At 69.1% G+C, this 20,830-nt stretch carries 25 protein-coding genes; 13 read left to right on the top strand and 12 right to left on the bottom strand.

From position 1 onward, the window contains the following. Positions 1–20: 20 nt before the first annotated feature. The 6 genes from ACYX4P_RS04745 to queG all read left to right on the top strand — a co-directional run bounded on the left by ACYX4P_RS04745 (position 21) and on the right by queG (position 4,347). On the top strand, positions 21–1,016 hold the full coding sequence (locus tag ACYX4P_RS04745) for a cation diffusion facilitator family transporter (protein ID WP_248119219.1): 996 nt from the start codon (positions 21–23) through the stop codon (positions 1,014–1,016). A 44-nt stretch (positions 1,017–1,060) separates the two neighbouring features. Continuing rightward, on the top strand, positions 1,061–1,747 hold the full coding sequence (fzlA, locus tag ACYX4P_RS04740) for an FtsZ-binding protein FzlA (protein WP_248119221.1): 687 nt from the start codon (positions 1,061–1,063) through the stop codon (positions 1,745–1,747). A 466-nt stretch (positions 1,748–2,213) separates the two neighbouring features. Continuing rightward, positions 2,214–2,561: a toll/interleukin-1 receptor domain-containing protein gene (locus ACYX4P_RS04735; RefSeq protein WP_248119223.1), complete on the top strand. Its 348-nt coding sequence runs from the start codon at positions 2,214–2,216 to the stop codon at positions 2,559–2,561. Positions 2,562–2,595: 34 nt separating this feature from the next. Next, a complete protein-coding gene (locus tag ACYX4P_RS04730; RefSeq protein ID WP_248119225.1) occupies positions 2,596–2,817 on the top strand; it encodes a YodC family protein in 222 nt (73 codons plus the stop codon). Continuing rightward, positions 2,814–3,071, top strand: coding sequence for a DUF6953 family protein (locus ACYX4P_RS04725; protein WP_248119227.1), 258 nt, complete (start codon positions 2,814–2,816; stop codon positions 3,069–3,071). The genes ACYX4P_RS04730 and ACYX4P_RS04725 overlap by 4 nt, the downstream gene beginning before the upstream one ends. A gap of 148 nt (positions 3,072–3,219) precedes the next feature. Further along, positions 3,220–4,347 (top strand): tRNA epoxyqueuosine(34) reductase QueG, encoded by a 1,128-nt coding sequence (gene queG, locus ACYX4P_RS04720; protein WP_248119228.1) that lies wholly within the window; start codon positions 3,220–3,222, stop codon positions 4,345–4,347. A gap of 330 nt (positions 4,348–4,677) precedes the next feature. On the opposite strand, the gene ACYX4P_RS04715 is transcribed toward queG, so the two are convergent. Further along, entirely contained in the window at positions 4,678–5,193 is a 516-nt protein-coding gene (locus ACYX4P_RS04715) for an FKBP-type peptidyl-prolyl cis-trans isomerase (RefSeq protein WP_248119230.1), read from the bottom strand. Then, on the bottom strand, positions 5,174–6,376 hold the full coding sequence (locus tag ACYX4P_RS04710; protein WP_248119231.1) for a threonine ammonia-lyase: 1,203 nt from the start codon (positions 6,374–6,376) through the stop codon (positions 5,174–5,176). The genes ACYX4P_RS04715 and ACYX4P_RS04710 overlap by 20 nt, the downstream gene beginning before the upstream one ends. Before the next feature lie 131 nt (positions 6,377–6,507). Between ACYX4P_RS04710 and ACYX4P_RS04705 the strand changes: the two genes are divergently transcribed. Both ACYX4P_RS04705 and ACYX4P_RS04700 read left to right on the top strand, forming a co-directional pair. Further along, positions 6,508–7,023 (top strand): hypothetical protein, encoded by a 516-nt coding sequence (locus ACYX4P_RS04705; RefSeq protein WP_476070204.1) that lies wholly within the window; start codon positions 6,508–6,510, stop codon positions 7,021–7,023. A gap of 116 nt (positions 7,024–7,139) precedes the next feature. Further along, positions 7,140–7,334 (top strand): hypothetical protein, encoded by a 195-nt coding sequence (locus ACYX4P_RS04700; protein ID WP_248119233.1) that lies wholly within the window; start codon positions 7,140–7,142, stop codon positions 7,332–7,334. Between the two features lie 39 nt (positions 7,335–7,373). On the opposite strand, the gene ACYX4P_RS04695 is transcribed toward ACYX4P_RS04700, so the two are convergent. The 5 genes from ACYX4P_RS04695 to ACYX4P_RS04675 form a co-directional block, all read right to left on the bottom strand. Continuing rightward, the gene (locus ACYX4P_RS04695; protein WP_476070203.1) at positions 7,374–7,889 is read right to left on the bottom strand and encodes a GNAT family N-acetyltransferase; all 516 of its coding nucleotides are present in this window, start codon (positions 7,887–7,889) and stop codon (positions 7,374–7,376) included. 166 nt (positions 7,890–8,055) lie between these two features. Beyond that, on the bottom strand, positions 8,056–8,343 hold the full coding sequence (gene rpmA, locus ACYX4P_RS04690) for a 50S ribosomal protein L27 (RefSeq protein WP_248119235.1): 288 nt from the start codon (positions 8,341–8,343) through the stop codon (positions 8,056–8,058). Between the two features lie 98 nt (positions 8,344–8,441). Then, positions 8,442–8,996 carry a 50S ribosomal protein L21 gene (gene rplU / locus ACYX4P_RS04685; RefSeq protein ID WP_248119236.1) on the bottom strand — a complete coding sequence of 185 codons (555 nt, stop codon included), beginning with the start codon at positions 8,994–8,996 and terminating at the stop codon, positions 8,442–8,444. Positions 8,997–9,173: 177 nt separating this feature from the next. Next, on the bottom strand, positions 9,174–9,707 hold the full coding sequence (locus ACYX4P_RS04680) for a phosphoribosyltransferase (RefSeq protein WP_248119237.1): 534 nt from the start codon (positions 9,705–9,707) through the stop codon (positions 9,174–9,176). After that, the gene (locus ACYX4P_RS04675) at positions 9,700–10,656 is read right to left on the bottom strand and encodes an MJ0042-type zinc finger domain-containing protein (RefSeq protein ID WP_248119238.1); all 957 of its coding nucleotides are present in this window, start codon (positions 10,654–10,656) and stop codon (positions 9,700–9,702) included. The genes ACYX4P_RS04680 and ACYX4P_RS04675 overlap by 8 nt, the downstream gene beginning before the upstream one ends. Before the next feature lie 99 nt (positions 10,657–10,755). Here ACYX4P_RS04675 and ACYX4P_RS04670 point away from each other — a divergent pair, with 99 nt between their 5' ends. From ACYX4P_RS04670 to ACYX4P_RS04650, 5 genes are read left to right on the top strand one after another with little or no spacing between them, the layout of a single operon-like run. After that, complete coding sequence (locus ACYX4P_RS04670) at positions 10,756–11,436, top strand: cell division ATP-binding protein FtsE (RefSeq protein WP_248119240.1); 681 nt, start codon at positions 10,756–10,758, stop codon at positions 11,434–11,436. Beyond that, positions 11,433–12,341: a cell division protein FtsX gene (locus tag ACYX4P_RS04665; RefSeq protein ID WP_248119242.1), complete on the top strand. Its 909-nt coding sequence runs from the start codon at positions 11,433–11,435 to the stop codon at positions 12,339–12,341. Before ACYX4P_RS04670 ends, ACYX4P_RS04665 begins: the two co-directional genes overlap by 4 nt. Next, on the top strand, positions 12,338–12,979 hold the full coding sequence (locus ACYX4P_RS04660; RefSeq protein ID WP_248119244.1) for a YdcF family protein: 642 nt from the start codon (positions 12,338–12,340) through the stop codon (positions 12,977–12,979). Before ACYX4P_RS04665 ends, ACYX4P_RS04660 begins: the two co-directional genes overlap by 4 nt. Beyond that, on the top strand, positions 12,980–13,711 hold the full coding sequence (locus ACYX4P_RS04655; protein ID WP_248119245.1) for a lysophospholipid acyltransferase family protein: 732 nt from the start codon (positions 12,980–12,982) through the stop codon (positions 13,709–13,711). A gap of 25 nt (positions 13,712–13,736) precedes the next feature. Continuing rightward, positions 13,737–14,525: a MipA/OmpV family protein gene (locus tag ACYX4P_RS04650; RefSeq protein ID WP_248119247.1), complete on the top strand. Its 789-nt coding sequence runs from the start codon at positions 13,737–13,739 to the stop codon at positions 14,523–14,525. Between the two features lie 21 nt (positions 14,526–14,546). On the opposite strand, the gene hisC is transcribed toward ACYX4P_RS04650, so the two are convergent. The 5 genes from hisC to ACYX4P_RS04625 are packed head-to-tail and all read right to left on the bottom strand — an operon-like array spanning position 14,547 to position 20,807. Beyond that, a complete protein-coding gene (gene hisC / locus ACYX4P_RS04645) occupies positions 14,547–15,671 on the bottom strand; it encodes a histidinol-phosphate transaminase (RefSeq protein WP_248119249.1) in 1,125 nt (374 codons plus the stop codon). A gap of 13 nt (positions 15,672–15,684) precedes the next feature. Then, positions 15,685–16,371, bottom strand: a complete 687-nt coding sequence (locus ACYX4P_RS04640; RefSeq protein WP_248119250.1) for a hypothetical protein — start codon at positions 16,369–16,371, stop codon at positions 15,685–15,687. After that, positions 16,371–17,426, bottom strand: a complete 1,056-nt coding sequence (locus ACYX4P_RS04635; RefSeq protein ID WP_248119252.1) for a DUF2125 domain-containing protein — start codon at positions 17,424–17,426, stop codon at positions 16,371–16,373. Before ACYX4P_RS04635 ends, ACYX4P_RS04640 begins: the two co-directional genes overlap by 1 nt. Before the next feature lie 48 nt (positions 17,427–17,474). Continuing rightward, entirely contained in the window at positions 17,475–17,948 is a 474-nt protein-coding gene (gene ybaK / locus ACYX4P_RS04630) for a Cys-tRNA(Pro) deacylase (protein WP_248119254.1), read from the bottom strand. Between the two features lie 3 nt (positions 17,949–17,951). Beyond that, complete coding sequence (locus ACYX4P_RS04625) at positions 17,952–20,807, bottom strand: ATP-dependent DNA helicase (protein WP_248119256.1); 2,856 nt, start codon at positions 20,805–20,807, stop codon at positions 17,952–17,954. Positions 20,808–20,830: the final 23 nt, after the last annotated feature.

The raw sequence follows: 20,830 nt of genomic DNA, 5'->3' as shown, positions 1-20,830 counted from the left end.
TGCGCGAGAAGAAGCCGACAATGACGACGCCCGCACCCGCCCCCCTCGAAGACGCCCATCTCGCCACCCGGCGCATCACCCGGCTGTCGGTCGGGGTCGCGGTGGTGTTGATCGCGTTGAAGGCGTTCGCCCTGGGCGCCTCCGGCTCGGTCTCCATCCTGGCCAGCCTGGCGGATTCGGCGCTGGACCTCGCAGCGTCCCTGACCACCTTCTTCGCCGTGCGCTGGGCCGCCGCCCCGCCGGACGAGGATCACCGCTACGGCCATGGCAAGGGCGAGGCGCTGGCCGCCCTGGTCCAGGCCGGGCTGGTGTTCGCCTCGGCCGTCTTTATCGGGTGGGAGGGGCTGCAGCGCATCTTCGATCCCCGCCCGGTCACCGCCGGCGCCTGGGCCGTGGGGGTCATGGTCGCGGCCATGGCCATCACCGGCTGGCTGGTGTGGATGCAGACCCAGGCGCTGAAGAAGACCGGCTCCCTGGCCGTCGCCGGCGACCGCGCCCACTACGCCGCCGACCTGGCGGCCAACGCCGTCGTGCTGATCGGGGTGGCGTCCGGCGCCTTCCTGGGCGCGCCGGGGCTGGATGCGGCGGCCGGCGTGGTCGTCGCCGTCTGGCTGTTCTGGGGCGCGACCGGGATGTTGCGGGCCGCCGCCGACCATCTGCTGGACCGCGCCGCGCCCCAGGCCGACCGCGCCGCCGTCACCCAGGCCGTGCTGGCCGATCCGCGCGTCACGGGCGTGCATCAGTTGCGGACCCGCATGGTCGGGCCGGTCATGATGATCCAGATGCACGTCGATCTGGACGGCGCACTGACGCTGGACGCCGCCCACGCCATCGTGGTCGAGGCCGAACGCCGGGTGCTGGCGCGGTTTCCCGGCGCCGACATCCTGATCCACGCCGATCCGCGCGGACGGCCGCAGGCGACGCTCCCCGCGTCGCCCGATCCAGCTGCCGAGACGCCGGCGGATGCCCCGAATGCGGCCCCCGCCGCCCCGGTCGCCAAGGGCCCGTGGTCGTAAGGCGGTAAACGCCGATTTAACAGGTCGGGGCGCATCACCCCCTGATGGCCGACCCTTGCGTTCTCTTCCACTTCGCCTTCCAGCCCGCCTCTCGCGCCGCGCGTCTGGCGCTGGGCGAGGCGCGGATCGAATGGACGGATACGCCGGTCCGTCCGTGGGAGGAGGACTGCCCGGTCAACGACTTCAACCCGTCGGGTCTGCCGCCGGTGGTGCAGACGACCGACCGTGGGCGCCCGCTGACCCTGTGCGAACTGCCCGCCGTCCTGGGCTGGATCGAGGATCAGCAGAAGGGGCCGCTGCTGCTGCCCGCCGACGCCGGCGAACGGGCCGAGGCCCGCCGCCTGACCGGCTGGTTCGAGCGCCGCTTCATGGACGAGGTCGACGCCGTCCTGCTGCACGAGCGGATGGAGAAGCCCCTGCTCAAGCTGGGTCCGCCCGAGGCCCGCGCCCTGCGCGACGGCCGCGACGCCCTGAAATTCCACCTGGCCATGCTGGAGGACCTGATCGCCGCCCGCGACTGGCTGGCCGGCCGTCGCTTGTCCCAGGCCGACCTGATCGCCGCGGCCCACCTGTCGGTGCTGGACTATTTCGGCGAAATCCAGTGGAAGACCTGGCCCGGGCTGAAAACCTGGTACTCCAAGCTCAAATCCCGCCCCTGCTTCCGCCCCCTGCTGGTGGACCGCTTCGTCGGCGTCCCGCCGTCGGCGTGGTATGCGGATTTGGATTTCTAAAGCTGCAGTTGGCTACCGCATTGATTGAAAGAATAAAAAAGCGTTAACGCTTGGAAACTATACAAGCGACACTATATCGTGATTCAACCCTGGGGAGGACACGTTGGCTAGATGCACCGCACCAATAAGAGGGCATACTGGGGGTGGCGCAGCAAGCTGTCCCGCCTGTAGCAGCCGGTATGGTCGCGGCTCTAGCTGGGGGTATTCGCCGTCATATTCATCGCCGTCTTACTCGCCTCCAGCCACCTCGTCGTCAGGCGGAGGCAGCGGGCGAAGCACCGGCGGGGCTAGCAAGACCTCTAAACCCCGCTGGGCGCGAGCTGGCTCAGCCGTTTGGTACACACCTGCCGAGGTGCTTGAGCTCGAACCCGCACGAGCGCACGTCGAACAGCGAGCGACCGTTCCTGACCTTCGCGACGTATTCCTCTGCCACGCGTGGGACGACAGAAACGGAGCCGCTCAAGAGTTGCACGATCTGCTTGAGGCTCGCGGCGTGAGGGTCTGGTTTAGCCAGAAGGACATCCCGCTCGGAACGCCGTTCATGCGCGAGATCGACAGGGGACTAGCGAAGTCCCGCGTTGGCATCGTTTTGGTGACGCCAAGTTTTCTCAAACGCATCAAGAGTGAGGGAGTCGCTGACAAAGAGCTCTCCGTACTTCTCCATCGCGGCGCTATCGTACCCATCATCCACGGGGCCTCTTTCGACGAGTTGAACAACGAAAGTCCCATGCTGGCTTCTCGAGCCGGCCTCAACACCGAAGACGGATCGATGAGCGAAATCGCGACAAAGCTAGCTGATCTTGTCGCTGTATAATTGATGATACCATTGCCAAACTAAGAGGTGCTTCATGGCCAACATGTTCAAAAAGGGCGACATCGTCCAACTGAAGTCAGGCGGGCCAGCGATGACCGTCGATGCAGTTCCAGGCATAGATCCGAAGTTCAAGCACAAACCCGAGGGCGCCAAAAGGGACGACTATCACTGTGAATGGTTCAAGGGTGCTACAGCGGCCCGGGGCGATTACTCGGAGCATCTACTTCAGCCCTACGTCGCCCCTGTGAAGAAATGACGCTCGACGAGGCTGCGCAATGGATGCTGGAACGCTACGAGGCAGAGCGCTTCCTGTATCAGGAGGCAGCGGCTTCGCACTTGCTCCATCTCCACGATGAAGCCCTTGCCTATTACGACGCCAGCGGCAACGTCTGTGTCGGCAAGGGTGTGCTCGCCATCTTCAACAGGCTGATACCCGACGCGGTATATGAACGCGGGGAAAAATTCTGGCGCGACCGGCTCTCGACGGACCAGCCGGGAAGGCAGCAATAACAGCTGCTTTGCCGCGTCAAATCTCGACAATCAGCTCCCGGATCTGGACGCTGTTGATGGCCGCTACGATCGAATAAGGTTCTCGGCCTCTTCCACCAGCATTCGCGCCTTCAAGACGTCTCAGCGCACTCGTGCTATCCCCCGCCCCGTGTCCGACCGCCTGAAAACCTTCATCCGCCAGCGCGCGGCCGAGCTCGGCTTCGATGTCTGCCGGTTCGCCTCGGCCGCCGACGCCTGGCCGGCGGGCGAGCGGCTGCGGCGCTTCGTGGACGAGGGCCGGCACGGCGACATGGAATGGATGGAGACGACGCTGGATCGCCGCCAGCATCCCACCGCCATGTGGGACGAGGCGCGGACCGCCATCGTCCTGGGCATGAACTACGGCCCCGAGGAGAACCCGCTGGACCAGCTGGCCGACCGTTCGGCCGGATACATCTCGGTCTATGCGCGCGGCGACGACTATCACGAGGTCATCAAGGGCCGGCTGAAACAGCTGGCGGGTCAGATCGCGGCCCGCAACGGGGCCGACATCAAGGTCTTCGTCGACACCGCCCCCCTGATGGAAAAGCCGCTGGCCCAGCGCGCCGGCCTGGGCTGGCAGGGCAAACACACCAATCTGCTGAGCCGCACCCACGGCAACTGGCTGTTCCTGGGCACCATCCTGACCGCCGCCGAGATCGAGCCGGACGCCGCCGAGACCGAACACTGCGGCCGCTGCACCGCCTGTCTAGACGCCTGTCCGACCAAGGCCTTTCCCGCCCCGTTCCAGCTCGACGCCCGGCGCTGCCTGTCCTACCTGACCATCGAGTTCGCCGGGCCCTGGCCAGTCGAGTTCCGCACCCTGACCGGATCGCGCATCTATGGCTGCGACGACTGTCTGGCCGTCTGTCCTTGGAACAAGTTCGCGCAAGAAGCGCGCGAGATCCGGCTTTTGCCGCGCGAGGCCTTCGAGAGCCCGCGCCTGCATGACCTTCTGACGCTGAACGACGCCGCCTTCCGCGCCCTGTTCACCAAGAGTCCGGTCAAGCGGATCGGCCGCGACCGCTTCCTCAGGAACGTTCTCTACGCCGTCGGCAACTCAGGCGACCCGACCCTGATCGAACCGACCCAGGCCCTGCTGGCCGACCCCTCGCCCCTGGTGCGCGGCGCCGCGGTCTGGGCGCTGTGGCGGCTGATGCTACCCGCCCAGTTCGCGACCCTTGCCGAGACTACCACAGAGACCGACCCCCAGGTCTTGGCCGAATGGCGACAGGCGAAAACGCCTCAACCCGCATAATCGCCGCGACGAACCGCAGCGATTTCAACATCCTGAAGACGACCAGCGACCGCTACCCTATCGCCCTCGCACGCTGAGCTATACTGCCCGCCTGGTCTTTGACATTCGCCGCAGAACTGCAAACCACTCGCAAAAACCTGCAGAAAAGTGCACTCAAAAAAACTGCAATGCACTTTGCGTCTCCCCATGAAAGGGGGAGGGGGAGCGCGTAGCGGTGGAGGGGCTCTTGACGTCCCACAGGCGCCTGCGATGCGGCGCACAGCCCCTCCGTCACGGCGCCAAGCGGCGTCGCGCCACCTCCCCCGCTTCGCTGGGAGGAGCCAATCGGCCTCACCCCATCGCCGTGCCCGCGCCCGATCCGCCGCCCGGCACCTTGGCCACGTCCAGCAGCTTCAATCGGAAGATCAGCACGGAGTTGGCCGGAATCTTGGGATTGCCCTGCTCGCCATAGCCTAGCTCCGGCGGGACATAGAGCAGCCATTCGTCGCCCACGCGCATCTTCTGCAGCGCCTCGGTCCAGCCCTTGACCACCTCCTCGGGCGTGAACACCGCCGGAGCCCCACGCGCGAACGAACTGTCGAACACGGTGTTGTCGACCAGCTTGCCCTCGTAATCGACCTTGACCAGGTCGTTGCGGTCCGGGCTGGCGCCGCCCGCCGGGCCGGACTGGACCACCTTGTACTGCAGGCCGCTGGGCAGGGTCTGGACGCCTTCGGCCTTGGCGTTCTTCTCCATGAAGGCGGCCGCCTCGGCCTTGCCCGCATTGGGATCGACCGGCTCGGCCCGGCCGCAGCCCGCCAGCATCACCGCAGCAAGCAGCGCCGCCCTACCCCATCCGAAGTTCATAGCCGCGTTCCTTCAAGGCCTCGCCGATCTCGTCGGCGTGGGCGCTATCGCGCGTTTCGACCATGATGTCGAACTCGGCGCCCTTGGCCGGCACGTCCAGGGCCAGACGGTTATGGACCACGTCGATGATGTTGCCGCCCAGGCCCCCGATCACCGCCGCCATGGCCGACAACATCCCCGGACGGTCGTCGCCGAGAATGCGATAGACCAGCAATCTCCGCTCACGGACCATCTCGCGGTTCAGCACCACGGCCAGCATCCGCGCGTCGATGTTGCCGCCGGTCAGTTCGATGCCGATCTTCATGCCCTTGAAGGCCTCGGGGTTGGCCAGCATGGCGGCCAGACCGCCCGCGCCCGCGCCCTCGCAGACCGTCTTCTCCAGGGTCGCCATATAGGAGACGCCGCGTTCGAAATCGGCCTCCTCGCAGACATAGACCTGGTCGATCAGGTCATTGGCCAGGCCGAAGGGGATGTCTCCCACCGCCTTGATGGCGATGCCCTCGGCGATGGTCTGGCCGGTGCAGACCGGCGGCAGGCCCGCCCGTTTGGCGGTGAATGACGGATAGCGGGCCGCCTCGACCCCGAACACCTTGATCCCCGGCTTCATCGCCTTGGCCGCGATGGCCGTGCCCGCGATCAGGCCGCCGCCCCCGATCGGCACGATCAGGGCGTCGACCTCTGGCGCATCCTCCAGGAACTCGATGCCGCAGACGCCCTGGCCCGCCACAATCCCTTCGTCGTCGAAGGCCGAGACGAAGACATAGCCTTTCTCGGCCTCCAGCCGCTTGGCCTCTTCGGTCGAGCCGGTGAAGTCCAGCCCGTGGATCACCACAGTCGCCCCGTGCGAACGGGTGCCGTTGATCTTGGCGAAGGGAGTGCCCTCGGGCATGACGATGGTGACGGGCACGCCCAGCCGGCCGCCGTGATAGGCCAGGGCCTGGGCGTGGTTGCCGGCGCTGGCCGCCACCACCCCGCGCCTGCGCTCGTCGGCGTTCAGCAGCAGCAGGCGGTTCAGCGCCCCGCGCTCCTTGAAGCTGCCGGTGAAGTGCAGATTGTCGAACTTGACCCAGACCTCGGCCCCGGTCAGCTGCGACAGCCGGCGGGAATAGCGGGTCGGGGTGTGGTCGACCTGGCCCGCGATGCGGGCGCGGGCGGCTTGGATGTCGGCGAAGGTGACGGTCATGCGGCCTGTTTCGCGCGTTGTCGGGCCCCGGTCCAGAGCCGGGGCGTCTTGACCGTGGATGTCGCCCCTTGGGTCGTGCGATAGTGGCGCGGGTCGTTCCCCGCGACCCGTCGCTTTCGGAGGAAAAGCCCATGTCCCCCCGTCTCACCGTCGCCGCCACCGCCGTTGCGGGCCTGGCCCTGACCGCGCTCGCCGCCTGCGCCCCTACCGTTGGCGGCGGCTTGCCCGGCGTCGGCCCCGCCGCCTTCGCCGAATCGGACTTCGCCTGGTCCCAGACGCCCGGCCCCAACGCGATCCAGGGCCAGATCGCCTTCGCCCAGGACGGCAAGGCCTTCGCCTGCGTCGGCAATGTGGGCCTGACGCCCGACACTCCCTATACCCGCGCCCGCTTCCGCACCCTGTACGGCTCGACCGAGCGGGCCGCCGTGCCGGCCGCCGTGGTCCGCGCCCGCACCGTGGCCGACGCCAACGCCAACTACGTCACCTATGTCCGCGACACACAGTGCCGGGCCGGCCGGTTCCAGTTCGACGGCCTGCCGGACGGCGGCTGGTTCGTGATCGCGCCGGTCAAGGCCGATGGCGACCCCATCGTCCTGATGCGCCGTGTCCAGACGCGCGGCGGCCGAGTGGTGTCCCTCACCCTGTGATTCCATCGCCGCGTGTCACGAAGATGGCGACCCCGGTAACGCGGGTCGCCATCTTCTGGCCGCGAGCGACCCGGAGGGGTTAGGGCTTCTGTGTGCCAGTCGGGGGAGCGTCTTCTTTGTCCCAACACAACATCATCGGCTCCGAGGCCTTCACGCGCGGGCCGTCGGTCATCATCCGCAAGTACAAGTCTGGCGGCATGCGCCGCCGCCGCGCCAAGACAGTGGCCACCTTCATCGCCGGAGCTGCCGCCATGCTGACGGCCGGGCTGATCGCCGCGGCCGCCATCTACGGCCCCGCCCTGGCGAGCTGAGGCTAAAGGCCCGACCGAAGCGTCAGGCCAGCCAGACCATCATCCGCGTGTCCGCCTCGGCCGCCCGCGCGCGGCTCCAGGCGCGGCGCGTCTCGCCGGTGTAGAGGAAGCCGGCCTTTTCCAGCACCCGGCCCGAGCCGGATTGTCGGCGAAATGGCCAGCGACCAACGCACGACGCTTCCACCTGCGGCTGGCCCAAAGCAGGGCGGCGTCCAGCGCCTCGGTGGCGAAGCCCCGACCCCAATACTCCCGCCCGATCCAATAGCCTGTCTCCGGCACGCGATCCTCGCCCTCGAACAGGCCGATCACGCCGATGGGACCGGCGTCCTCGTGATCGATGACGAAGGTGTTGGCCCGCGCCGGGTCTTGGGATGCGACCTGCAGCACGAAGTCGTCGGCGTCGCGAACCCGGAACGGGTGCGGCATCCGCTTGGTCATGCGCGCGATGTCCAGATCGTTGGCCAGGGCGCCGATGCGCGGCGCATCCTGGGGCGCGGGCGCACGCAGCACCAGGCGCCGCGTCTCGACGACGGGGGAGGTTTCAATGACGCACATGGCGATCGCCTCATTCTCTCGACCATCTCCTTGAAGGGCTCGGACGGTCTTCGAGGCGGGGAACGCAAACGGGGAGCCTGGTGATCCAGACTCCCCGCGGAATATTTCCCTGGTCCGGATCGGCTGCTGTCGTGAGCAACGCGATCCGGTGAAATCCCAGCTCGCGTTACTCGGCGGCCATCGCCACTTGGGCGTCGTCGTTCGCCGCGAGAATCGACACGTAACAACGGCCGCCACGTTTGGTCGTGAACTTCACCGCGCCCGGGGTCAGGGCGAACAGGGTGTGGTCGCGGCCCATGCCGATGTTCTCACCCGGGTGGAAGGTGGTGCCGCGCTGACGCACGATGATGTTGCCGGCCAGCACGCGCTCGCCGCCGAACTTCTTCACGCCGAGGCGCTTCGACTCGGAGTCGCGACCGTTGCGCGACGAACCACCGGATTTCTTGTGAGCCATCTTGCCGCTCCGTACTTTCTTGGTGCGCTACCGGCCGTTCGGCCTACTTGAGCGCGTCCGCAACTTAGGTCTGGCGCCGTGAAGCGCCGGTGAATGTCTTAGGCTTCGTCGCCGGCGGCTTCAGCCTTGGGCGCGGCCTTCTTCTTGGCCGGGGCCTTCTTGGCGGGAGCCGAGCTCTCGACCACGACGCCCTTGACCTCGGCGCCGTCCACGTCGGTCACGACCGTCTCGGTCGAACCCAGCGAAGAGGTCGCGCCGCGCGTGGCCAGGTTGCGGGCTCGCAGGTTGATCTCGGCCTTGGTGGTCAGATCGACCGTGCCGTCCCACTTGGCGGTCTCGCCGGCGCCTTCGATGCCGGTGATGCGCAGGACCGATTCCATCTGGCGATGGCCGTTGGTGCGGCGATAGCCCTGACGACGGGTCTTCTTGAAGATCTTGATCTTCTCGCCCTTGCGGGTCTCGACCAGGGTCGCGCCGACGAAGGCGCCGTCGATCAGCGGGGCGCCCAGGGTCACGCCCTTGTCGCCGCCCAGCATCAGGACGCTGTCGAACTTCAGCTCAGCGCCGGCGTCGCCGTCGAGCTTTTCGACGACGATGGTGTCGCCCGGTTGGACCCGGTACTGCTTGCCGCCGGTCTTGATCACCGCGTACATGTTGAAGCCTCAGCGCAAACGCAAAAAAAGATACGCCCCCCGGAGATACCCCCGGCGGCGAAGAGCGGCGACATATACGGAAGGGTGTTCGAGAGTCAACGCCGAACCCAGCGGAAATTCAGCCCCGCCCGGATTATACCTCGTCGTCGCGGCCCGATGACCTCAGTCCCGGCGCCCTCAGTCCAGAGCGCAAACGTCGGGCAGGCCGCGCAGCGCGCCGGCGTGGTCCAGGCCGTAGCCGACCAGGAAACGGTTGGGCGCCTCCCAGCCGACGAAGTCGGGTTCGGGCGCGCGCGGCTTTGGCCAGGGCTTGCGGGCGAAGACGCAGGTCAGGACCTCGGACGCCCCGCCCTCCCTGGCGATGCGGACCGCCTCGGCCAGGGACAGGCCGGTGTCGAACACGTCGTCCAATATAAGGACCCGCCGGCCCGCGATGGGGCGCTGGAACGGCGCGTAGACGTCGATCTTGCCCCGGCTGGACTGTTCGTCGCCATAGGAGGCCAGCCACAGGGCGTCGAAGCGGACGTTGCGGCCGACGCGGGCCAGGGCGCGGGTCAGATCGGCGGCGAACCACAGGCCGCCGGTCAGCAGGACGGCGGCCACCGTCTCGTCGTCGATCACGGGCGCGATTCGCTGGGCCAGTTCGGCGACGATGCGGGCGACATCGGCCTCGGGCAGGAGAACGGTCGGCGTCGGGGAGGGATCAGCCATGATGCGAGGCCGATACCGCCTGGCCATGGGACTTGTCCACCGCCGGCGTGTCGACGGCCGCGCCAGCCGGGCGCGCCTCGACCGGGGCGGCGTGCGACGTATCGGCGCCGGGCGCGGTCGCCGAGCGCAGACCATGCGAGGCGGCGCCCTGCCCCGTCGGGGCGGCGGAAGGCGACGCAGGGCTGGCGGCCGGCTGCGGCGCTGCAGACTGCGGATGATCGCCAGACGGCTTGGCGGGCGCGGGCGGCGGGGCGAAGTCCACGCCAATGCCTGCGCCGTGTCCGCCCGGATCAGGGATCAGGACGGCGAACCCCTGGACCTTGCCTGGCAGGACCGGCGGTCCCTCCATCTTGACGATCTTGGAGCCGACCTCGGCGCCTTGGGCGTCCAGCAGGGCGACGCGAATGGGGGGCGCCACGATCTCGGCGTCGCGCACGTTGCGCACCGCGCCGGACACCAGAACCATGCCCGGCCGGTTCGGCGCCGACTTCGCGGTCAGGGCCTCGAAGTCCAGGCCCACCACATTGACCGGGGCGCCGACCATCGCATAGGCCGAGGCGGCGCGGGGGAAGACCTGAACGATCTGGACCCGAAACACGAGGGCCGCCGCGATCAGGCCGATGAAGACCGCCGCGAGCCCGGCCCAGACCACCCCGTGGGCGGCCGCGCGCCGCAGCTTCTTCTGACGTTCGGCGCGGGCGCGAAAGGCGCGGGGTAACTCCGGCGCGGGCGTCTCGGCCAGACTGGGGGCCTCGGGCTCCGGCTCGGGCGCCGGCGTAGGGGCCAGGGGGGCGGAGACCTCGGGCGTCAGCGTCAGTTCCAGCGGTTCGTCAGGCGTCGCGCGCCACACCTCGCCGCACGACTGGCAGCGCACCTTGCGGCCTTCCGGCCCCACGGCGTCGTCCCTGATGAAATAGCTGGTGGCGCAGGCCGGGCAGGTCAGTATCATGTGGCTGACTGCGAGGCTGTCGCCCCCTCCCGTAAGGCGCGACGTCGCGCCCCTGTTCCTGAAACCCGTCATCCCATGCCGTCCGCCGAACCCGCCCTCATGACCGAGACCGTGCGCCTGTCGGGCGTCGGCTTCGGCTATGCGGGCGCGCCCGACGTATTGCGGGACGTTAACCTCATTTTGCCGCGCGGCTCTTTCCACTTTCTTACCGGCCCGTCCGGGGCGGGCAAGTCCTCGCTGCTGCGCCTGCTGACCCTGGCGGACCGTCCGCTGCGAGGCGGTCTTCGCCTGTTCGGGGCCGATGTCACCCATATCGATCGGCGCGACATCCCCGCCTTTCGTCGCCGCATGGGGGTGGTGTTCCAGGATTTTCGCCTGCTGGACCATCTGTCGGCCTTCGACAACGCCGCCCTGCCCTTGCGGCTGGCGGGGGGCGCCGAAGCCGATTACGCCGCCGATGTGGAGGAGATGCTGAAATGGGTGGGCCTGGGCCGTCGCATGGACGCCCGCCCCCCGGCCCTGTCCGGCGGCGAGAAGCAGCGGCTGGCCATCGCGCGCGCGGTGATCGCCCGGCCCGGCCTGATCGTGGCTGACGAACCGACCGGCAGCGTCGATGCGGTGATGGCCGACAAGCTGCTGCGCCTGTTCCAGTCTCTGAACAAACTGGGCGCCACGGTGCTGATCGCCAGCCACGACCAGGGGCTGGCCGAACGCTCGGGCGCGCGCGTCCTGCGGCTGGAGGGCGGGCGGCTGCACGAGCCGGGGCGGGCCGCCGCATGATCCGCCTTTCGGATTTCAGCCTGACCAGCCGCCGGCCCGGTCTGTTGCCGCCCGCCGCCGCAGGCGAGCCGTGGCTGATGACGGTGATCGCCGTGCTATGTTTCCTGGCCTGTCTGGCCGCCGTGGCCGCCTCCGCCGCAGACCGCGCCGCCCACGGCTGGGCGCGCCAACTGGGCGCCGAGGCCACCGTCCAGGTGCGCCCCCGCGTCGGCGAGACCGGCGACACCGCCGCCGCCCGCGCGGCCGAGACCCTGTCGGGCGTCGCCGGGGTGGAGGAGGCCGCCGCCCTGGACCGCAAGGCGGCCGAGGATCTGCTGCGTCCCTGGCTGGGGGATGCGGTCCTGCCCGACCTGCCCCTGCCGCATCTGGTCACCGTGCGGCTGAACCCCCAGGCCCCCGCCAGCGCCGTCACCCTGAGCCGCGCCTTGGCCGAGGCGGGCCTGGACGCCACGGTCGACGACCACAGCCTGTGGCGCGGCGAGGTGGAGCGTTCGGCCAATCTGATCACCGTCCTGGCCGGGGCCGCCTTCCTGGCCACGGCCCTGGCTGCCGCCGCCGCCATCGCCTACGCCACCCGCGCAGGCCTGGCCGCCGGGCGGGACGTGATCCAGACCCTGAGCCTGAACGGGGCGACGGACGGACGGATCGCCAGCCTGTTCCAGCGCCGTTTCGGTCTGCTGGCCGCCGCCGCCGGCGCCATAGGGGCGGGCCTGGCCGCGATCTTGGTTGCTTTGCTGCGGCTGCTGGGCGGGTCGGGCGGCCTGACGGCGGCGCTGCCCGTGGCGTGGGGCGACCTGTTGCTGCTCTCGCCATGCCCGCTGCTGGCGGCTACGGTTGCGGTTCTGGCCGCGAGATTCGCCGCCATGCGGGTGTTGGCTTCGGGCGCGAGCGGGGGGGACGCATGAGACTGTTGAGCGTCGTCTTCATCGCCGGCCTGATCTGGCTGGTCGGACTGTTCGCCTTCGCCCACCGTGTGCGCGAACTGACGCCCGCCGAGGATCCCGCCCGCGCCGACGCCATCGTGGCGCTGACGGGCCCGTCGTCCGAGCGCGTCAACGCCGCCATCCGCCTGCTGGAACAGGGCAAGGGCGAGCGGGTGCTGATCTCGGGCGTCAACCGCGAGGTGCGCCGCCGCGAGCTGCGCGAACTGACGCCCGGCTCCAGCCGCCTGTTCAACTGCTGCGTCGATCTGGGCTTCGAGGCCGAGGATACGGTCGGCAACGCCCAGGAGATCGCCGCCTGGGCGCGGTCGAAGGGCTATCGCAGCCTGATCGTGGTGACGTCCGACTATCATATGCCGCGCTCGCTGGTGGAGATTCGGGGCCAGTTGCCGGGGGTCAAGCTGACGCCATACGCCGTCTCGACCCCATCGCTGGACAACGCGCGCTGGTGGCGGGCGGCGGTGACGGCGCGGCGCATGACGCTGGAATATATGAAATACCTGGCCGTCCTGGGGCGCGAAGGCCTGCGTCGCCTGACCCGCGAGCAGCCCGCCGCCGCCGCGACGCCCGTTTCCGCCGCCGAAGAAAAGGCCCCCGCTTAGGTGACTATGCTGCGCTCCCTCCTGTTCACCGTCTGGCTGTATCTGTCGATGCCGGTCTTCGCCGTCGGCCTGTCGCCGGCGCTTCTGATGCCGCATGGGTTCGCCATGGGCGTCATCCAGATGTGGGCCAAGTCGGTGCTGTTCGGCCTGCGCTGGATCGCCGGGGTTAGGGTGGAGTTCCGGGGGCTGGAGAACTGTCCGTCGGGCGCCGCACTGGTCGCCTCCAAGCACCAGGGGATGCTGGATATCGTCGCCCTGCTGGCGGTGCTGCCCGACGCCTGCTTCGTCATGAAGAAGGAGCTGATGCCCCTGCCCTTCTTCGGCTGGTTCGCCTGGAAGGCCAAGATGATCGCCGTGGACCGCGCTGGTCACGCCAAGGCGCTGAAGGACATGACCCGCCAGGCCAAGGACCGTCTGTCCGAAGGCCGCCAGATCGTCATCTTCCCCGAGGGCACGCGCAACGACCCCGGCGTGCCGGGCGACTACAAGCCCGGCGTCGCCGCCATCTATCGCGATCTGGAAGGCCCCTGCTGGCCCGTGGCCACCAACTCGGGCGTTCACTGGCCGGCCCACGGCTTTCGCCGCAATCCCGGGGTGGTGGTGTTCGAATTCCTGGACCCCATCCCCGCCGGCCTGAAGCGCGGCGCCATGATGGCGTTGCTGGAAAGTCGCATCGAAACGGCGTCGTTGGGGTTGTTGAAGCCAAACGGCCGGCCCGAGCGTATCGGGTGATCTGAACTACAATCGAGGAACTTCCATGTCCCTGCGCTTCCTGGCCATGACGGCCGCCATCGCCGCAACGGCCTTAGCCGGTTCCGCCTTCGCGCAGTCGCAGCCCTACGAACAGGTCCGGCCCGCCGCCGAAGGCTGGACCGTCGATCTGGGGGCGGGGGTGCTGTATCGTAACGACAGCAATGGCGACACCGGCTCCAAGACCACGGTCGCGCCCTGGATTTCGGCCAACTATCGCGACATCGTCTATCTGACGCCGATCGACGGTCTGGGCTGGAATGTGGTCAAGACCGACGATTTCCGCGCCGGGGTGCAGGTTCGCCCGCGCTTCTCGGCCGATGATATCGAGGGGCTGGCGCTGGACAGGCCTGGCTTCGGCGCCGATCTGGCCGCCTACGCCTTCAAACGCCTGCCAGGCAACGTCGTCGTCGGCGGCCGCATCAGCCGCGACATCAGCGACGTCAGCGAGGGCACCGAATACTACGCCTCCGTCGGCCATCAGCGGGTGACGCCGGTCGGGCTTCTGAACGCCTCGGTCTATGTGCGCGGCGGCGACGCCAAACTGGCCGACGCCTACTATGGCGTCAGCCCCTCGGAAGCGACGGCCAACGGCATCGCCGCCTATTCGCCGGGCGGCGGCCTGCAGGGCGCCGGCGCCAGTCTGATCCTGCTGGTTCCGATCGGCGACAAGTGGGGCGCTGGCGGCCTGCTCAACTATGAACGTCGGCTGGGCGACGTCGCCGACAGCCCCCTGTCCAGGAATGACGACGCCATCCGCACCGGCGTCTTCATCGCCCGTCGCTTCGGCGGCTGACGACGAAAAGGCGGCGACCGATCAGGTCGCCGCAAACTCGCTCATGGCGTCGATCACGGCGCGGTTCTGATCTTCCGTGCCGATCGTGATGCGCAGGCCCTGGGGCAGGCCATAGCCGCCGACCGGGCGGACGATGATGCCCTTTGTGTTCAGATAGTCGTTGGCGGCGGCGGCGCGGTCGGCGGCGTCGAACAGCACCAGGACGAAGTTGCCGGCGCTGGGCAGGACCTCGAAGCCGAAGCCGCGCAGGGCCTGGGTCAGGCGCGGCTTCCACGTCGTGATCAGCTCACGCGACGCCTCCTGGTGCGCCGTGTCGGACAGGGCGGCCGTCGCCGCCTCCAGCCCCGGAACCGAAACGTTGAATGGCAGGCGGATGCGGTCAATGGCCTCGGCCACCGCGACAGGCGCATAGCCGAAGCCGATGCGTAAGCCCCCCAGGCCGTGGATCTTGGAGAAGGTGCGGGTGACGACGATGTTCTCGGCGTCCCTGGCCAGCGGGAATGACGTCTCCCAGTCCGCCTCGGTCACATATTCCGCATAGGCCTCGTCCACGACCAGAATGACGTGCGACGGAAGGGCGGCGTGCAGGCGGCGAATTTCCTCGCCAGTGTTGTAGCTGCCGGTGGGGTTGGACGGGTTGGAGACATAGACGATCTTGGTGCGGTCATCGACTTGGGCCAAGAGGGCGTCGACCTCGGCCTTGAAGTTCGGCTCGGGCGCCAGCTTGACCTGGGCCTCGCAGCCCAGGGCGCTGATGCGGTAGGCCAAAAAGCCGTACTGGCCGCAGACGATGTTGTCGCCCGCCGTCAGATAGGTCTGGTTCAGCAGGGCGAAGACCTCGTCCGAGCCATTGCCGAAGATCAGCCGCTCTGGCTCCAGCCCGTGCAGATCGGACACGGCGGCCCGCAGTTTGCCGGCGCGGCCGTCGGGATAGATGTGGATGTTCCGGACGGCGGCTTCATAGGCGGCGCGCGCCTTTTCGCCTGCGCCCAGCATGTTCTCGTTCGACGACAGCTTCATCGGCTCGGCGACGCCCGCGATAGACGACTTGCCGCCCACATAGGGGGCGATGTCGAGGATGCCGGGCTTGGGCGTCGGGCCTTGGGGCGCAGGGCCTGGGGTCGCGGTCGCGGTCGCGTCGGTCATGAGAAGCCTTGAACTAATAGAGGGGGGCGGCGCCGATGACGCCGTTCAATCGGCCGGGCGCGGTCGTCAGCCGCCCGTCATCGGCCTGCACATAACCTGTCAGCACGAACAGCTTCAACCCGCCCGCCGCCGCCAGCGGGTCGGCGACCAGCCCAGCCTCGCCCAGGGCCTCCGCGATCTTGGTCTCGGACCAGCCGCTGTCGGTGACCCAGAAGCTGCGGTCGGCGCCGGTGGGCCCGGACGTCTCCCTGGCCACGACGAACGCCTGAGGCCGGCCGCGCCGGTCGTCCGGCAGGGCGGCGACGATCCGAAGGTCGGGCCGCGCCAGCAGCCGCCCCCACCACGGGCGGTCGGACGACAGGTCGATCACCGCGCGCGATCCCGAATCCGCCGCCTTCAGCGCGTCCTCTGCCGACAGGGGGCGGATGCCCAGGCCAAACCGATCCGTCGCCAGGGCCTGGGCCACGCCGCCGCTGGCGACCAGGGCCGGGCCGGTCGCCGCCTCCAGCCGACCCCAGACCGTCTTGACAACGGCGGCCTCGACCGGCGACAGGCCGTCCAGCAGCCCGCGCAGAGCGATGGCGGCGGCGTCAAGCCTGTCGCGTGGTCCCGCCGCGATGCGCGCGGCCACGGCGCGGACCACAGCCTGGTCCAGCGCCAGCAGGTCCGCGTCCATTTGCGGTTCGTCCAGCAGGCTCATCAGAACAACTTGGGCGCCGGGGCCAGGGGGAAGGGCCCCAGCCAGGTTCGTCCGTCGCGGAACACCAGCGTCAGCGGCAGTTGCTCCTGCCCCGTCGCCTGGGCCGCGCCCGCCGCTGCGGCCGCCCCCGCCGCGCCGATGCGATTGACCGCGCCCTGGCGCGTCGCCATCAGGCCGGACAGCGCCGGCAACGGCTTTTGCGCCTGCAGTTCCACCTGGCCCGTCAGTCGGCCGTTCGTGTCGGCCTTCAACAGGTCGCTGGTCAATGTGGCGCGGCTGTCGCCCGCCTGAAGATCGCCGCGCACGTCGCGGAAGGCGCCGCCCGCCCTGGTCCAGGCGGAAAAGACCCCGGCGGCGTCCCCGCCTGTCTTCAACAGGCTGGCCCGGCCGACCACGGCCTCCAGCTGGGTCGTCAGATAGCCGTCCTGGGCGAAACCCTCGACCGGACCGTCGGCGCGGCCCTGGCCGCCGACCAGACGGAACATTACGTCGACGTCGTCGGCCGGCGCGGTCGAGCCTTCCAGATGCGGGCGGGCGTAAAGCTCGATCCGTTCGGCGCGGGCGATGGGAAAGGGTTCGGCGCCGGTCTGGGTCGTGAAGATCGGATTGACCATCTCCAGCGCCAGATTGGGCCAGCGCTGGTCGATGCCGCTGGCGCTCATGCGGATGGCGTCGCCCTTGACCGCCACCTCGCCCTTGCCGGCGCGGGTCAGGACCAGCCCCTGCGGCGCCGCCACGACCCATTTGGTCGGCTGATAGGCGTTGGCTTCGGCCGTCAGCTCGGGCGCGGCCAGGGCGTGGCCCGACGGCATGCCGATCACCAGGCGATCCAGCACGACATGGGTGCGGAACGGCCAGCCCGTGATGGTCTTGTCATCGTAGCGCACAGTCCAGCCGCCCTGGCGCAGGGTTTGGACCTGGGCCTCCAGCCGCGTGTCGATCTGGCGCGTCAGATAGAACCACCAGCCGGTCCACCCCGCGAGGACGATCAGCACCAGGATGAAGGGCGCATACAGGCCCTTACGGCTGTGTCTCGCGGGCGGGGTTTCGGTCATGCAGGCTCCGGCGTTCGTCGTCCTATACCGCAGTCGGGCGACGGGTTTCTAGGCGGTCAGATCGGCCATTACGGCGTCGGCGGCGCGCCGGGCGTCCTCGGGCGCGATCTCCAGCAGCAGGCCGCGTTGTCCGGCGTTGATCAGGATGCGGTCGAACAGGATCGCGGTCTCGTCCAGGGCGGTCCTGACGACCTTTCGCTGACCGAACGGGCTGACCCCGCCGACCTTGAAGCCGGTCAGCCGCTCGGCGTCGGCGGGCTTCATCATATGGGCCGACTTGGCTGCGAAGACAGCCGCCAGCTTCTTCATGCTGACCTCGCAGTCGGAGGGCACGACGACGCAGGCGGGCGCGCCGTCGACCAGCGTCATCAGGGTCTTGAACACCTGTTCCGGCGCCCAGCCCAGGGCTTCCGCCGCCTGCAATCCCGTGCGCGGCGCGTCGGGATCGTAGTCGTAGGGGTGCAGGAGGAAGGCGACGCCGGCCTTGGTCAGGGCGACGGTCGCGGGAGTGGTCTTGGACATGGCTCAGGCCGGCTCGGGGTTCAGGAAACTGCGGGTCAGCTCCACCGCATCGGCCAGACCCATACGTTGCACCTCGGTTCCCGGCGGCAGGCTGGCGAACAGGCGGGTGGGGGTGGCGGCGTCCAGCATCAGGAACACCCCCTTGTCGTCGCCACGCCGGATCAGGCGGCCGAAAGCCTGGGCGATGCGTGCGCGGGCGATGGCGTCGTCATAGCCTTTTCCACCCAGACGTTCGCGCCGCGCCTTGTGCAGCAGGTCCGGACGCGGCCACGGCACCCGGTCGAAGGCCAGAACCCGCAAGGACCGCCCCGGCACATCCACCCCGTCCCGCACAGCGTCGGTGCCAAGGAGGCACGCGTTCTCCTCGACCCGGAACATGTCGACCAACGCCCCGACCTCCAGCGGATCGACGTGCTGGGCGTACAGCGGAAAGCCAGACTTCGCCAGGTCCGGCCCCAGCCGCTCATAGACCGCCTTCAGACGACGGATGGCGGTGAACAGACCCAGGCCCCCGCCCCCGGCGGCCAGGAACAGTTCGCGCATCGCCGCCGCCGTCTGGCGGGGATCGTCCTTGATCAGGTCGTTGACGACGATGACCCGGCTGTTGGCGGCGTAATCGAACGGGCTTTCGACCTTCAGGGTGCGCGGCGGCTCGATCAGCCGCGCCGATCCGGTCCGCAGCCGCGCCAGATCGAACGGGTCTTCCTGCAAGGGATCGGACAGGGTCGCCGACGTCACCAGCACCCCATGCGAGGGCACGATCACGGCGGCCTCCAGCGGCACGGTCGGGTCGATCCAGTGGCGGCGCAGGGCCACGTCGTGGATGCGGCCGAACGCCGTCTCGGCCGACAGCCAGTCGACGAAATCCGGGTCCGGTTGGTCGCCGCCGTCCTCCAGCGCCGCCAGCATCGACCGCCAGCCCGGCAGGGTCATGCGCGCGCGCCGGTCCAGTCCGCGCAAGGCGCCCTCGATGCGGGAGCGCTGCGACCCGTCCAATTCGGCGGCCTCGTCGTCCAGAATGTCCTCCAGATGCCGCGACAGGGCCAGCAACGGCGCCTCTATGGCCGCCAGGGCCTGGGCCGCCGCGCGCGCGGTCTCCGCCACAGGATCGGTGACGGGTTTCAGCGCGCACTCCATGCCGAACTCTGGCCCGCCATAGGTATTGGTCTCGGCCGTGCGCGCCCGCAACTGGTCCAGGGCGGCGGCCAGGAAGGCCTCGATCGGACCGATGGGATTGACCTCGCCCGAGGCGGGCGCGACCCGACCCGACACCCCCTCGCCCGGCAGGGCGGCGGCGGCGCGGATGGCGTCCTGCAACGCCTTCAGCGCCGCCTCATTGTCATTGACCATGTCGCCCAGGCGCTGCTCCAGCCCGCGCCCACGACGCCCCCGCCCCTCCGGCCCGCGAATCCAGCGACGCAGCTCCGCCGCCTCCTGACCGGACAGACAGGCGGAAAACGCGCTGTCGGCGGCGTCGAACAGATGGTGGCCCTCGTCGAAGACGATCCGCTTAAGGGCCGCCGTCTCGCCGTCCTGCTGCTGGCCCCGCGCCGACCGCGCGCCGTCGAACGCCGCCTGCGTCAGGACCAGGGCATGATTGGCGATGACCAGATCCGCGCGGCGGCTGGCGCGGATGGTCTTTTCGACGAAACAGGTGCGGTAGTGCGGACAGGCGGCGTGAACGCACTCGCCCCGCCGATCCACCAGGTTCCCCGCCCCCGCCGCATGGGCCGCCGGCTGGGCGAACAGGCCGGGCAGCCAGCCGGGAAAGTCCCCCCCCGTCATGTCGCCGTCGCGCGTATGCAGCGCCCAACGGCCGACCAGCGCCAAGCCGATCAGGTCGCCGTTCCCCAACTGGGCCGCCTGAACCATGTCCTGCAGGTTCAGGACGCACAGATAGTTTTCGCGCCCCTTGCGGATCACCGCCTTCTTCTTGCGCTCGGCCGGATCGGGCCACAGCGAATGGCTCTCGCGGTCGATCTGGCGTTGCAGGGCGCGGGTATAGGTCGAAATCCAGGCCGCCCCCTGGTTCCGCTCGGCCCACAGGGAGGCGGGCGCCAGATAGCCCAGAGTCTTGCCCGTGCCGGTCCCCGCCTCGGCCAGCAGGACGCGGGGTCGTCCCTCGTCGTTGCGCGGCGAAAAGGCGAAGGCGGCCTCGGCGGCGTAGTCGGACTGGCTGGGCCGCGTCTCGTCCAGGCCCGAGGCCTGAAGCAGCTTCTCCAGCCGGATGCGCGCGCTCTCGCTGTCGACCGGGGCCGATCCCGCCTCGCCCCGCGGCGCCTCGTCCTCCCACTCCGTCAGGCGCGACCAGACGTCGAGACCCGATCCGCGATGCTGGCGCGCCCGCACCCCGCCCGCCTCTAGCGCCTGAACCACCCGCTCACCCCAGGCCCAGCCTGCGCGCTGCATCGTCAGGGCCAGGACATAGGCCGCCTCCCGCTCAGGATAGGCCGGCTGCGCCAGTTCGCTCAGCAGCAGACCAGCCGCCTCGCGCAGCGCCGCCGCCTGTTCCTCCGCCGACTTCGGTTCGGCCAGACCTAGCGACAGGGCCAGCCCCGTCGGCGACGGCGCACAGAACCGCGCCGGTCGCACAAAGGCGTAAAGCTCCAACACGTCCTTCAGATCAGATGATCGCGGCGGCGGCGTCAGGCCCAACCGCCGCGCCGTCAGGGACGCATGGGCCACCAGAACCGGCCCGGTGGTGAAGAAGCCCTCAGCCGCCCCACGGCCGATCTTTCTGGCCCCCGCATCATCGCACACGGCCCCCGCGCCCGGCGGCGTCGCCAGTGCGGGCGGCAGGTCGAACCAGAGTTGGCGCCCGGTCTGGATCGTTTCTGCAATGACGGATTCGTCTGACACAGCCGATAGATAGCGAGCCTCAA

It is taken from the genome of Brevundimonas sp. ABV4_179 (assembly GCF_056311945.1).
Note: the sequence above shows the minus strand (reverse complement) of the source record. Positions and strands in the feature narration are given on the sequence as shown.

Coding starts and splice junctions, on each gene's coding strand:
- ACYX4P_RS04695 (WP_476070203.1), bottom strand. CDS start 7,889: ATGTGCGTCATTGAAACCTCCCCCGTCGTCGAGACGCGGCGCCTGGTG.
- ACYX4P_RS04680 (WP_248119237.1), bottom strand. CDS start 9,707: ATGGCTGATCCCTCCCCGACGCCGACCGTTCTCCTGCCCGAGGCCGAT.
- ACYX4P_RS04745 (WP_248119219.1), top strand. CDS start 21: ATGACGACGCCCGCACCCGCCCCCCTCGAAGACGCCCATCTCGCCACC.
- ACYX4P_RS04670 (WP_248119240.1), top strand. CDS start 10,756: ATGACCGAGACCGTGCGCCTGTCGGGCGTCGGCTTCGGCTATGCGGGC.
- fzlA (WP_248119221.1), top strand. CDS start 1,061: ATGGCCGACCCTTGCGTTCTCTTCCACTTCGCCTTCCAGCCCGCCTCT.
- ACYX4P_RS04665 (WP_248119242.1), top strand. CDS start 11,433: ATGATCCGCCTTTCGGATTTCAGCCTGACCAGCCGCCGGCCCGGTCTG.
- rplU (WP_248119236.1), bottom strand. CDS start 8,996: ATGTACGCGGTGATCAAGACCGGCGGCAAGCAGTACCGGGTCCAACCG.
- ACYX4P_RS04650 (WP_248119247.1), top strand. CDS start 13,737: ATGTCCCTGCGCTTCCTGGCCATGACGGCCGCCATCGCCGCAACGGCC.
- ACYX4P_RS04705 (WP_476070204.1), top strand. CDS start 6,508: ATGTCCCCCCGTCTCACCGTCGCCGCCACCGCCGTTGCGGGCCTGGCC.
- ACYX4P_RS04640 (WP_248119250.1), bottom strand. CDS start 16,371: ATGAGCCTGCTGGACGAACCGCAAATGGACGCGGACCTGCTGGCGCTG.
- ACYX4P_RS04710 (WP_248119231.1), bottom strand. CDS start 6,376: ATGACCGTCACCTTCGCCGACATCCAAGCCGCCCGCGCCCGCATCGCG.
- ACYX4P_RS04660 (WP_248119244.1), top strand. CDS start 12,338: ATGAGACTGTTGAGCGTCGTCTTCATCGCCGGCCTGATCTGGCTGGTC.
- rpmA (WP_248119235.1), bottom strand. CDS start 8,343: ATGGCTCACAAGAAATCCGGTGGTTCGTCGCGCAACGGTCGCGACTCC.
- ACYX4P_RS04675 (WP_248119238.1), bottom strand. CDS start 10,656: ATGATACTGACCTGCCCGGCCTGCGCCACCAGCTATTTCATCAGGGAC.
- ybaK (WP_248119254.1), bottom strand. CDS start 17,948: ATGTCCAAGACCACTCCCGCGACCGTCGCCCTGACCAAGGCCGGCGTC.
- ACYX4P_RS04725 (WP_248119227.1), top strand. CDS start 2,814: ATGACGCTCGACGAGGCTGCGCAATGGATGCTGGAACGCTACGAGGCA.
- ACYX4P_RS04635 (WP_248119252.1), bottom strand. CDS start 17,426: ATGACCGAAACCCCGCCCGCGAGACACAGCCGTAAGGGCCTGTATGCG.
- hisC (WP_248119249.1), bottom strand. CDS start 15,671: ATGACCGACGCGACCGCGACCGCGACCCCAGGCCCTGCGCCCCAAGGC.
- ACYX4P_RS04715 (WP_248119230.1), bottom strand. CDS start 5,193: ATGAACTTCGGATGGGGTAGGGCGGCGCTGCTTGCTGCGGTGATGCTG.
- ACYX4P_RS04730 (WP_248119225.1), top strand. CDS start 2,596: ATGGCCAACATGTTCAAAAAGGGCGACATCGTCCAACTGAAGTCAGGC.